We start from the raw sequence: 12287 nt of genomic DNA, 5'->3' as shown, positions 1-12287 counted from the left end.
GGAGTGCGGTGTCAGTGTACGCCGCGGAAGCTGCGCAAGGATTAAAGCGGCTGCGGTAGAATTTCCGCCTCGGCCTTCCAAACGAAAAATCTGCGCTGAAAGAGGAACGACTATGTCTGAAGTTGCGGTTACGCCGGAACGAATTATGCAGTTTGCCTGGGGTTATGTGCCGACGATGGTGCTGGAGTCGGCGATCCATCATCGCGTCTTCGACGTTCTGGATGAGGGCCCGAAGACCCTGCAGGAGACGGCTGCGGCTACGGGCGCGTCGGAGCGCGGGCTGCGGGCCATTATGAATGTGCTGGTGGGACTGAAGTTTCTGGACAGGGACGGAGAACAGTACAGGCTGACTCCCGAGAGCGAGACCTTTCTGGTGAGCACGAAGCCAAGCTTTCAAGGTGGCCTGCTGAAGCATACGAGCGGGCATCTCATTCCTCGCTGGCTGAAGCTGAACGAGATCGTCGGGACGGGCAAGCCCGGCTCTGCCGTCAATCAGGAGGGTGATGGCAGTGCGTTCTTTCAGAACTTTGTAATGGACATCTTTCCAATGAGCTATCCGTCGGCGACGGTGCTGGCGAAACATCTGGAGTTGGAGAAGCGGGAGAGGCCGGTGCGGGTTCTGGACCTTGCGGCGGGGTCAGGCGTGTGGGGGATTGCACTGGCTCAGAGCGCGAAGAATGTCACGGTGACCGACGTGGACTGGGAGGGCGTGCTGCCCGCGACGCGCGGTTGCGTGAAGCGTTTCGGGCTGGCAGACCGGTTTACGTTCATCGCGGGGGATCTGAACTCGGCGGATTTCGGGAAGGGTTATGACGTCGCTACGCTGGGGCACATCCTGCACAGCGAGGGCGAGACGAAGAGCCGTGCGCTGCTGCGCAAGACCTTCGATGCGCTGGCCAGCGGAGGCGTTATTGCGATCGCAGAGTTCCTGGTGGACAAGGAGAGGACGGGACCGGTGGGCTCGCTGATGTTTGCGGCTAACATGCTGGTCAATACGGACGAGGGCGATACCTTCTCGTTTGAGGAGATCAGCGGGTGGCTGAAGGAGGCGGGGTTCGTGGAGATGCGGCTGCTGGAAGCACCAGGACCTTCTCCGCTGGTGCTGGCTACCAAACCGTAGAGGGGGTTGGTGGCGACGAAATCGGAGATCCCGTCCAGGCAGCTTAAGGCAGGCTGTTTGACTTCGTTCAGCCCAGGCGGGACGGGTCTCCGGCTGCGATGGCCGATCGAGGTGTCTCTAAAGGAAGGCATTCAGCTGGTTCGCCCCACCGATAGGGTTGACGTCACGCTTTGGCAGCCCGTCTAAACTATCGGTGGAGGCAAACTCAGGCGACCTTTCCCGTTCAGGTCGCAGGGGGAGCAGCTGGAGGATCACCCTATGCAACAGCCCCTCCCCACCGGAGTCCCCCCTCCCACGGCTCCCCGCTTCTACCTGACTGGCCGCCAACCGCTCCGGCCGGGAGCCATTCTCCTCGCCATCGTCCTCGCTGCTGCTGCAATGGCGCTTGTCCTCTATGCGCTGGAGCACACCGGCCGTATGCCTCTCACCTCCGACAGCTCTGGCCGTTCCTCCAGCGCCGCAGCAGGGGCCACCCCGGACGACGACAAGGACGACCCCAATCAGGTCGACACCATCGTTCTGGGCGATCCCGCCGATGCTCCCGTACCCGCAAAGAAGGGGGATCACGTCAGCCCCGTTCACCCCTTCGTCATCGTTCACCTTCCACGCTTTGGCGACCAGGTGGGCCTGATCCCCGACTCTCCCGCAGGCCGCCTACTCTATGCGTGGCTTGCTGCCTTCAATCAGGCAAGCTACCCCGCGCTCGCCAACATCCTTCCTAATATCGCACTTGCCTCGGCGACGGCAGCACAGATCGAGCTTCGCCGCCAGACCGGCGGCTTCAATTTGCTGTCAGCCAAAGAGGTTCAGCCCGGCGTGCTCGTCTTCCGGCTCCGTGATCAGACCCCGGAGGCCACCGAGGTTCTCGGAACCCTGCAGATGCGCCCGGACTTGAATCCTCCCGCCATCGCGAGCTTCAGCCTGCGCGCCGTACCCTCCCCACCACGTCCGAACACAACCACGTCTGCGCCGGCCTCGCAATGAAATCACCCGATTCAACTGTGCAGGTCTAAAGGTCCTGCCTGCGAACAACCAGGCTGCTCAGAAGAACCAGCGCCGCTGCTGCGGTAAGAAAACCTGCAATCGGCAGCAGAGCGTAGGAGCCACTCCAGAGCATCGTGCCGCGATCGAGATAGTGGGGAAACATGCCGCTCATAAAGTCGGCCACGTGGAGCGGCACGCGCCGCAAAAGAGGATGCCGTACCGCAGCCAGGTAAAAGATGTACGTTACGTACGCAACCGCGAGCGAGACATACTCGCTGGTAAACAGAACCGACGCCAGAAACGAGATCGCGAACGTGAAGCAGCCGCCCGCAAACCACAGCGGGATGAAGTGCACTGCGTAATCGAAGGGCAGTTGCTGACCTACAAGATGTGAAGCCGCCGGAAGAAGAACGGTTGGGATCGCCGCCAGCGCGAGCACCTGCAGCAACCCAAGCACAGCTCGCGAGGCGACAAGGCGAAAGCGGCTGACGGGGAGAGCTAACGTGAAGCCGAGAGTATTCTGCCTGCGGTCGCGCTGCAGCCCACCCAGCCCCAGCAGCAGGCAGCTCAGCTGCATCATGCCGCGTACGCCACCGCCAAAGACCGTCCAGTGGATGTACTGAACATAGTGGCGGACCCCGGGATGCTCGTGCGCTATGCCGGGATAGAACTGTTTGTGCAACAGCGCATACATCAGGCAGAGAGAGGTGATCACACCGGCACTGATCAGAAATCGCATCGAACTCTCTCGCCATGCCTTGTACAAGAGCATTGGTCGCCTCCTAGAAATCCAGCGGCTGCATACGCCGCGCCGCTGCAATAGCGAAAGCCGCACCGATCGCCAGCATGATGCCTAGTGCCATCCACGGCAACGGCCCCACCAGAAGATGGCTGCCCTCATTGAAGAATGGCATGTCTTCGCCATTCATCAGGGAAAAGAGATCTAACATTCGCAGCCGTTCGAGCCACCGCAGATTCAGCATCGCACCGTAAAGCATGAGAGATGGAATCGCAACCAACACCGAGACGTACTCGCTCTCGATACGGTGCGCCAGCAGAAACGTCAGCCCGTAAAAGACAGCTCCGCACCCTGCCCACAGAAAGAAGAAACCTGCGCTCTGCCCAACCGGATACAACTCGCCCACGTAGTGCGAGGCGAGCGGCACAACCAGCACAGGCACCGCGGCGATGGCAAGCACACCCAGGTAGCCGATCAAGGCGCGTGTCAGAACGATCCTGCCCCGGCTAACTGGAAGGCTGAGCGTAAAGCCCGACGTTCCCTGCGCCTTCTCCTGCAGCAGGCCGCCCGCCCCCAGAATGATCGCGAGGATCACGAAGAGGTCGCGGCCAATGCTGTTGTACACAGACTTCCAGATGTAGGCGACGTAGCTCAACTGCGGATCGGCATGCCAACGCATGGTCTTCTCATTCCATACGATCAGCACGCAGGCTGCAGCCATACCCGCCATCCCTACAAGCGTCACGTTGCGGATCTCACGCAGCGATTTATACCAGAGCATCTTCGCGCTCCCTGTGCCGCTGCTGGTCATCGCGGTTTCGCTCCTGCACTGTCTCGAGGAAGATTTCGCGCAAGGTCAGCGGCAGCACGCTCACCTCCACGGCGCCGCGCTCGCGCCCCATCTGCGCGATTGCCTCTGCATTGCTGCTGGCAACGATGGTGACCTGCCGGCCTTCGCAACGCATCTTCTCTACGCCAAGAAGCGGCTCGATCTGCGGGACCGCCGTCGAGAAGCCGAAGGAGATGCGACGGTAGTTCTCACGAATCTGCTCGAGCGACATGTCCAACACGACGCTTCCGCGGTCGACCATCAGAATGTCGTCCGCGATGCGTTCCACTTCCGACAACTGGTGCGAGGAGAAGAAGACGCTCGTGCCGTTCGCAGGTGCGGTCGCCAGCGTCTGCAGCAACTCTTCAATTGAAACCGGATCGAGGCCTTCAGTAGGCTCATCGAGGATGAGCAGCGCAGGCCGCCTGGCAAGCGCCAGCAGCAACGCAAGCTTCGTGCGCATTCCCTTCGACAGGGCCTTCACCTTGCGGCCAGGCGGCAGCCGATACTGCGCAAGCAGTCTGCGTTCAATGTCGGCCTGCCAGTCGCTGTAGAACGATCGGGTAAAGCGGATAAGCTCGGCGACCGTCATGTAGCCGTATAGACCCTTATCTTCGCCAACGTATGCGATGCGGCGGCGAATCTCGATGCTTTGGCGACGATCATCGATCCTGTAGCCCAGCACCGTTCCGCTGCCTGACGTCGGATGCACCATGCCCAGCAGCATCTTGATCGTAGAGCTCTTGCCCGCCCCGTTGCGTCCCAGAAAGCCCGTGATCCGTTCAGCACGAACGCTGAGGTTCAACTGGTTTACCGCACAAAAACTTCCGTACTTCTTCGTCAGCTCGCTGGTCTGAATCACACGCTCTGGAATCATGACCGCCTCGCAGTTGTTTTATGGATAAGCTGCGCCTCGAAAAGCCGCCGAATCTCTTCGGCAGCAAAGCCGTCCTCAAGCAGCTCGGCGACCACGCCGCGCACACGCTCCTGTGCCTCCAACAGCTTGATCGACCGTGCCTTCGCGCTTCGCGGAGCCGAAATGTACGCCCCGGAACCGTGACGAAGTTCCAGCAGGCCCTCATGCTGCAACTCCAGGTACGCCTTCGCCACAGTGTTGTGACTGATGACCAATTCCTCAGCAAGCGTGCGAATGCTCGGCATCACGTCGCCGTCCTGCAGCACGCCGGTTTCGACTGCGTGACGGACCTGCTCCATCAACTGCAGGTACAGAGGATGGCCGGAGGCGGGGTTCACTCGAAAGATCATGTCGTGGACTGTACCACAGTTCTGGTACAGATGGTCAATAGCAGAAAATGCGTCTCACGCCCACCATCTCTCCTCGTGACCGTCTCATCGTGGTGAGCCCTCGAGAGGGCGAACTCAGTCCACCCGGCAGATCAGGCACTTCAGATAAGCAGTCTCGGGTAGCGTCAGAATCTCCGGATGATCGAGCGCCGCGCCCCGCACCTCGAGCACCTGCACTCGGCGCCGCGCGTCGGCAGCGGCTGCCGCGATCACCACAGTGAACTCCTCCCGGCCCACGTGGTGTGAGCACGAACAGGTCACCAGCGTTCCGCCCGGACGCAGCATCTTCATGGCCCGCAGGTTCATCTCCTTGTAGCCGCGCAGTGCGCCTTCTACGGCGCGTTTGGACTTCGCAAAAGCTGGTGGGTCCAGCACGATGGTGTCGTAGTGCTGACCGGTCGCTTCGTACTCGCGCAGCAGCTCGAAGGCGTCCGCTTCAATCCAGTCCACCTCGGCCCGGAGCGAAGGATTCAGCAGAAGGTTGCGGTCTGCAACCTGAAGGGCCGCAAGGCTCACATCGACTCCCGTCACGCGCTCGCAGCTCTGCGCCAGATGCAGGGCGAAACCGCCCTGATAGGTGCAGATATCCAGAGCAACGCCTCGCGCATGTCTCGCGGCTGCCGCGTAGTTCAGGCGCTGATCCAGAAATGCCCCCGTCTTTTGCCCGGCGCTTGCGTCATAGTGGAAGCGCACACCGTTGATCGTAAAGACCGTCGTCAGCTTGGCATCAGCAGTCGACCACAGCGGAGAAGTTGCCGGGGCATCCAGCTCCTCCAGCTCGCGGATACGGGGATCGGGCCGCTCGACGATGGTTGCGATGGCGTCGCCAAGGTGCTCGCGCAGTGCTTCCGTTAGCGCCTCACGGACGTCAGGCTGTGCTGTCCCCTGCGCCAGAAGCTGCAGGATGACGAGATCGTTATATCGGTCGGCGACGATGCCCGGCAGAGCGTCCGCCTCCGCGAAAATGAGCCGGCAGGAGTCATTGTCCTTTGAGAACGGGGAAAGCTCCTCGCGCAGTGCCAGCGCGGCAGCGATGCGGCTTCGCGTCTGTTCAAGATAAGCCGGCCGGGTAAGCTTCGCCTCGGCACTCACCATGCGAACCGCAATCTGCGAGGATGTGCTGTAGAGACCTGTTCCGAGCGGAATTCCCCTGCTGTCGACCACAGTCACCAGGGCACCCGCCGCGATCTCCTCCTCGTTCTCGCGTGGAATCAACGCCTCCGCATCGGACCGATACACCCACAGATGCCCGGAACGCAGCCGGTCGGCCGCCCTGCGCGCAATCACAACTGCGGGGCCGTGAGGCTGTCCTGTCTGCAACTGCGGTGCCCGCTCTCGTCTCTCTTTCGCCATCTCTTCATGGTCGCACACCGTCGAGCCCATGCAGCGCACGCGGTTGATAGCATCGAAGCTGAGGACTCTGTGCAGAACGTGGATGTAGTGGTACTGGGAGCAGGCGCCGCCGGGCTGATGTGCGCCATCGAAGCAGGACGCCGCCGCCGCAGCGTCCTCGTCCTCGACCATGCCGAGCGTATCGGCAAAAAGATCCTTATCTCTGGCGGCGGCCGCTGCAACTTCACCAACCTCCACTGCCGCGCCGAGAGCTTCCTCTCGGGCAATCCTCACTTCGCCAAATCCGCGCTGGCCCGCTTCACCCCGAGCGACATCATCGCACTGGTCGAAAAGCACAGGATTCCGTATCACGAGAAGACGCTGGGCCAGCTCTTCTGCGACCGCTCCGCGCACGACATGGTCAACATGTTGGAGCGCGAGTGCCGCGACACGGGCGTGCGCATCATCACCAGCGTAAAGATCGAGCGCGTCCAGAGAGCGGAAGACGCCAACAACAACCACCGCTTTATCATCGAGACCTCGGTGGGCAGCTTCCACGCCGCCTCTGTGGTCGTCGCAACCGGCGGCCTTTCCATCCCGAAGATGGGAGCGACCGGATTCGGTTATCTGATTGCCGAGCAGTTCGGACTCGGCATCGTGCCCTGCCGCCCCGCGCTGGTTCCGCTGGTCCTCAATCCGCAGGACCATGAGCGCTGGTGCGACCTCTCCGGCCTCTCGACCGAGGTGGTTGCAGCGGCGAATGGCGGCAAGCGCCCAGTCTGGTTCCGCGAGAAGATGCTGATTACGCACCGCGGCCTGAGCGGCCCGGCGATCCTACAGGCATCTTCGTACTGGCAGCCGGGGCAGGCTATCGAGCTTGACCTTGCGCCCGAAGTCAACGTACTGGCACCCCTGTTTTCCAGCACATCGCGCCGCGATCGCGCGACAGCGTTAGCAGCGCTCCGCGGCATATTTCCTGCGCGGCTCGCTGAACGCTGGCTCACCGTCTTTCCTCCAGCAGGATGGTCGAACGCTGCATTGGAGAGATTCGAGCGCGACCTGCACGCATGGCGGCTGGTTCCGGCAGGCACGGAAGGCTACACCAAGGCCGAGGTCACCGCTGGCGGCGTCGACACAGCAGAGCTGGACGCGAAGACCATGGAGAGCCGCAAAGTTCCAGGGCTTTACTTCATCGGCGAGGTCGTCGACGTCACCGGCTGGCTGGGGGGATATAACTTCCAGTGGGCATGGGCCTCCGGTGCGAGCGCCGGACGTGCCGCTTAGCATCGCTCTACTGCACCACCAGCGTCAGGTCGACGCTGCGCGTCAGCCCGGCACTCGTTCCCGTCACCACGATCGTGTAGGTTCCGTTGGGAGTCACCGTGTTGGTGCTTCCGCTGCCGGAGCCTGGACCACCGGATGCGGGAATCAGCCGTCCTGCTCCGCAGCCGCCCGCAACCAGCAGAACGCACAGCAGCGCAGCAGCGGCCAGATGTCTCCGTCGCAGTCCCAGCAGTCCCACCGGAAGCGCCAGCGCAAACCACACATACTGCCTTGGCCTGTGCGATTGCACCAGGTTCGGAACTCCCGTCAGTACCGTCACTGCAACCGTCGCCGCATTTCCATCCACTGGAATTGTGGAAGGCGTGATGTTGCAGGTGGAATTGACCGGCGCTCCTGTGCAGGTCAGCGCGATCATTGCTCCGCTGACGACGGGCCCAGTCGTCAGCAGCAGCGGAAACACGGCGTTCTGTCCGCTCGAGGTAGTCACCGTTGAAGGGCCGTTGAACGCCAGCGAGAACGCCACCCCGGAACCGGTGAGCGGAAGCGTCTGCGGCGAACCTGGGGCGCTGTCGCTGATGGTCAGCGCACCCTTCCTGACGCCTCCGGCCGTCGGCCTGAAGGCGATCTGCAGGGTGCAGGCAGAGCCGATAGGAACAGTGTCGGTGCAGGCGTTGCCTCCTGGCGCAATGGCAAAATCGCCGCTGACCGCAATGGTTGAGATAGACAGCGGAGTCCCGCCATTATTCGTTAACGTAACAGTCTGCGGAACAGAGTTCAGCCCGACGCCGGTTGCCGGAAAGCTCATGCCGAATAAGGGAGACAGCGAGACGCCCGGCGGGGCGATTCCCGTCCCGCTCAGTACAACCTTCTGCGTGCGGTACTGGTCCGAGAGGGTCAGTGTTCCCGCCGCTTGCCCCAGCGCTGTCGGCTGGAAGATCACCCCGATCCTGCAGGTGGAGTGGCCCGCCAGCGAGTTCCCGCAGGAGTTGACCGCGATGAAGTCGCCGGTCGTCGCGGCTGCGATCAGGGTCAGGGCCTTGTCGCCGGTGTTCGTCAGAACGACGTTCTGGAGTGCGCTCGATGTGCCTAGCGGCTGCGCCGCAAAGGTAAGCTGCGCCGGAGCCAGGCCATCGGTCGCAGGCAGCACACCACGCCCTGTCAGCGATGCCGTAAGGTTCGACCCGTTGGCCGTCACGTTCAAACTGCCGGAACGCACCCCGGATGCTGTCGGCGTAAACACAATCCCAACCGTGCATCCGCTCGCAGGCTTCAGCAGGCCCGTACAGGTATTCGCGGAGATGCGGTAATCCCCGCTGACCGCAGGCGTTCCAAGCGCAATGTCGAAGGTTGCGGTGTTTGAGATCGTGACGTTCTGGACAGCGCTGCCGGCGTTCACATCGACCGTGCCGTAGTCCACAAACAAAGGCGTCAGCACGACTGGACTCCCCGGCGTTCCCTTGCCGGAGAGCGGAATCGTCACCTGTCCGCCCGCGATATTCGCAAAGATGGTCATCGTGGCCGAGCGATCTCCAGTAGCTGCAGGCGCGAAGCTCGCCGAGATCGTGCAGCTTTGCCCTGCCGGAAGCGGAGAATCTGTACAGGTGTTCGTCTCGAAGAACTCCGCCTGCGGTCCAAGTGCAAGCGCCGAAAGACTGATGTCGATGCGGCTGACGGTCAGGGGAGCATTGCCGCTGTTCGTGATGGTAATGCTGATGGGAGCGCTCGCCGTGCCGACCGCCTGATCGGCATAGCTTAACGCAGTGGGAGAAGGCGTGATAGCGGGCTGCGCCGGAGATGCCGCAGTGAGCAGCGGAATCTGCCATACGCCGCGTCCATAGGTCGCCACACGAAGTTCGCCGCTGCGACCGTCACCCGTGCTCATCGCCGGAGCTACATCGAGCAGCATCGCCGGGGCATTCGGCAGGCCCGATCCGTAGACGTTCCAGCAATTGGCCGTGGGGCAGGTCGTCACCTGGCTGGTCGCGTAGACCCCGCTGTCCAATGCTACATAGATCGTGTTGGCGTCGTTCGGATCGACCGCGACGCTATTGGCCGGAAGGTCCGGCAGGTTGCGCGAGATATTGGTCCAGTGCGCTCCCGCATCGGTCGAGCGATATACATGCGGCACATGGAAGCCGCGAATCGTGGCGTACACGGTCGCTCCGGTTGGATCGTGCGGATCGACCGCAATCGACGAGATGTCGTAACCGCCCGGATTGAACGCCGTCGCATTCGTGACCGGCGAACCTGTGACATCGCTCCATGCACTGACGCTGGTTCCGGTCTGCGCGGCCTGTGTCACAAACAGATGTCCCCCGGCTGATGCGCCACCGTCCGCGGCTCCGGCCATTCCAGCGTAAAGAACCTGCGAGCCGGAGCTCTGTGAGGCCGGCGCGTTGAATACAGGCCCTCCCGCTGCCAGCGACCGGATCATCGCGTTCGACAACGTGCATATCCCGCTCTGCGGACCGGCCAGCGGACGGCTGATGGCGTTGTCACCGGACCACAGCGCTCCATCCGCCGCTGGTCCGCGCCACGTCCGGCAGGTTCCGGCGATCAGATTTGAGCTCAACGCAGGATCAAGCAGCCACGGCGTCTGGGTCAGACTGGGATCGTTCGCCGTCTGTGCGGGGCCAATGGTCGGCGGCCCAATGAAGTCGCTCGTCGAGCATGTTGTGCCATGATCGCAGCGGCGAATGCTGACGCCCGCGGCAGTCGAGATATACCAGAGATCGGGGTTGGCCGCATCGATGGCGACATTTCCACCCTCGCCCGCCGCAAGCTGGTTCCACTGCGCGGTACCCGTGGACGTTGCAGCGGTTGTGGCTGCGGTCCCGTTTGCTCCCAGTCCGGCCAGCAGTATCGACGGGTCGGTCGGATGCTGCGCCAGGCCCTGCACCTGGGCCAGCGAGCCCAGCCCGCCGTTCAGGTTCTCGAAGTGCACGGCATCGTCCGGCGAACACGGCGTGGCCTGCTGGTTGACGCCATCGGCCGAGCGCCATAGTCCGCCATCGTTGCCCACATACACCATCGGCAGACCGGTCGTAGCCCGCACCGCAAGAGCATGCTGCGCCGGAGCTACGTGAGCCGAAGCGCCGCAGCCGTTGAAGACGTTCGTCGTGTTGCGCATGGAGGAGCAGGCACTCACCGCGCAGCGATAAAGATCGATCGTTCCCGCAAAGAGCAGCGTGTCACTTCCAGAGGGCACTGCCGCAAGCGAAAGATCGTAGTCACCCTGCGGAATGTCTCCACTGCTCGCCTCAAGCGAGCTGCCCGCCAATTGCTGCGCGAACGAGACCACCCCGGCACAGCCGCTGCCGGTGTTCGCGCACACATCGCGCCAGATCCCCTGGTCCTGATTCCCCGAGCCTACCGTGAGGGCGTACATATCTCCGCTCACAGGCTCAACTGCAAGCACCCCGCGAAAGACCGGGCATGCAAGGCTTCCGGTCTGGTTCGGATTCGCCGGGCACGCCGCCGTACTAAGCCCCGGCCCCGGCTGCTGCGCAAGACGCGACCACGTCACGCCATCCGCCGACTCGTAGTAGCCGTGATAACGAATCACGGCATAGAAGCGCTTCCTGATCGGATTCCAGATGACCGCAGTCGCCGCGTTGCCGCCGCTGGTGATCACCCCGGCAGCCTGCGGACGCTGCACATACTGGCCGCCATCCATCACGGTGCTCATGTGCCAGGTCTGGCCGGCATCGGTCGAGTAGTACAGCCCCATCACGCTGTCCGCCGGGCTCGGCGCTCCGGTGAGGTTTCCTTCCGCGGCCTCGGAGACTGCGGCCACCACCGTGTCGGCGCTGACTGTGCTCCATGCGAATCCTGCAAAGCTGCGCCCTGCAAACGAGTAGTTTTCGTTGGGAGAATCCTGCGAGCCGTTTATCAGCGTCCAGGTTCCACCCGCATCGGCCGACCGCAGCAACCCACCCCCGTAGAAGGAATCGGTTGCGTCGTTCGGGTCGCCGGTTCCCGCAAGCACCAGAGGACCCTTCACACTGAGCGCACCAATGCTGAGCGAAGGAACCGCCGGACTGCCCGCGTTGCCATTGAAGACAGGAAGCGTATCGGTGAGCGGCTGAAAACTCACCCCCGAAGCCGGTCCGGCAGCGTTGCTCGACTTCCAGACACCGCCGCCTGTGGTTCCTACATACATCGTGTTTCCGGTGGCGTCGGCAGGGTCGATCGCAATTGCCGTGATCCTTCCCGTCACCTTGCCATATGCCTGCGTGTTTACCTGCGCGGGCCCCAGCGGCTGCCATGCGGGTAGAGGTGAGCTCTGCGCCCACCCAGGCGTGCTGCACAGCAAAACGCACAGTATTGAGAGCCACGCAGCGGCGCCTGCAAAGCATCTTCCGCAGGGGAGCCACACCTCGAGCTGGATGAATTTCGCGCGCCACATGACTTGCTATCTGGCCGGCACAGAGGCCTGCCTTCGATGCTGCAAGCCCGGTGATCGCGAGTCAATGCAGAACGGCACATGCGAAGACAACGCGGTTTCAGAAGGGGATGAGAACGCTCTAATGATGCCGATCGATCGTGCCCGATCTGCGCTGCGGCAACGGCTGTGCGCCGCGCCGCTCAAGCATTTCCCGCGAAAGTGTAGAGCGGATCGCGAATGTTCGCGCCGTTTTCTTACAAGGAAAATGGCATTCCCAGATGTCCTGGGAAACCCCATCATCGCGGGA

9 protein-coding genes are annotated in these 12287 nt (G+C 62.5%); 3 read left to right on the top strand and 6 right to left on the bottom strand.

Annotated features, from left to right (window positions below; all coding sequences use genetic code 11):
• Positions 1-112: 112 nt before the first annotated feature.
• Together GWR55_RS14590 and GWR55_RS14585 are read left to right on the top strand one after the other, a co-directional pair.
• On the top strand, positions 113-1120 hold the full coding sequence (locus tag GWR55_RS14590; RefSeq protein ID WP_238398438.1) for an acetylserotonin O-methyltransferase: 1008 nt from the start codon (positions 113-115) through the stop codon (positions 1118-1120).
• Between the two features lie 258 nt (positions 1121-1378).
• Positions 1379-2104, top strand: a complete 726-nt coding sequence (locus GWR55_RS14585; protein ID WP_162402910.1) for a hypothetical protein — start codon at positions 1379-1381, stop codon at positions 2102-2104.
• A gap of 25 nt (positions 2105-2129) precedes the next feature.
• Here the strand turns inward: GWR55_RS14585 and GWR55_RS14580 are convergent, their stop codons facing one another.
• The 5 genes from GWR55_RS14580 to GWR55_RS14560 all read right to left on the bottom strand — a co-directional run bounded on the left by GWR55_RS14580 (position 2130) and on the right by GWR55_RS14560 (position 6330).
• Positions 2130-2843: a hypothetical protein gene (locus GWR55_RS14580; protein ID WP_162402909.1), complete on the bottom strand. Its 714-nt coding sequence runs from the start codon at positions 2841-2843 to the stop codon at positions 2130-2132.
• A gap of 43 nt (positions 2844-2886) precedes the next feature.
• A complete protein-coding gene (locus GWR55_RS14575) occupies positions 2887-3624 on the bottom strand; it encodes an ABC transporter permease (protein ID WP_162402908.1) in 738 nt (245 codons plus the stop codon).
• Positions 3611-4549: an ABC transporter ATP-binding protein gene (locus GWR55_RS14570; protein ID WP_162402907.1), complete on the bottom strand. Its 939-nt coding sequence runs from the start codon at positions 4547-4549 to the stop codon at positions 3611-3613. The genes GWR55_RS14575 and GWR55_RS14570 overlap by 14 nt, the downstream gene beginning before the upstream one ends.
• On the bottom strand, positions 4546-4938 hold the full coding sequence (locus GWR55_RS14565) for a GntR family transcriptional regulator (RefSeq protein ID WP_162402906.1): 393 nt from the start codon (positions 4936-4938) through the stop codon (positions 4546-4548). Before GWR55_RS14565 ends, GWR55_RS14570 begins: the two co-directional genes overlap by 4 nt.
• A gap of 114 nt (positions 4939-5052) precedes the next feature.
• Entirely contained in the window at positions 5053-6330 is a 1278-nt protein-coding gene (locus tag GWR55_RS14560; protein ID WP_162402905.1) for a class I SAM-dependent rRNA methyltransferase, read from the bottom strand.
• A gap of 6 nt (positions 6331-6336) precedes the next feature.
• Between GWR55_RS14560 and GWR55_RS14555 the strand changes: the two genes are divergently transcribed.
• On the top strand, positions 6337-7593 hold the full coding sequence (locus GWR55_RS14555) for an NAD(P)/FAD-dependent oxidoreductase (RefSeq protein ID WP_162402904.1): 1257 nt from the start codon (positions 6337-6339) through the stop codon (positions 7591-7593).
• 7 nt (positions 7594-7600) lie between these two features.
• Here GWR55_RS14555 and GWR55_RS14550 read toward each other — a convergent pair whose 3' ends face one another.
• Entirely contained in the window at positions 7601-11908 is a 4308-nt protein-coding gene (locus GWR55_RS14550) for a choice-of-anchor D domain-containing protein (RefSeq protein WP_238398437.1), read from the bottom strand.
• Positions 11909-12287 lie beyond the last annotated feature (379 nt).

The sequence above is a fragment of the Edaphobacter sp. 12200R-103 genome (assembly GCF_010093025.1).
Lineage (GTDB): Bacteria > Acidobacteriota > Terriglobia > Terriglobales > Acidobacteriaceae > Edaphobacter.
The sequence above is the reverse complement of the archived record's forward strand: the minus strand, read 5'-3'. Positions and strand labels throughout refer to the sequence as shown.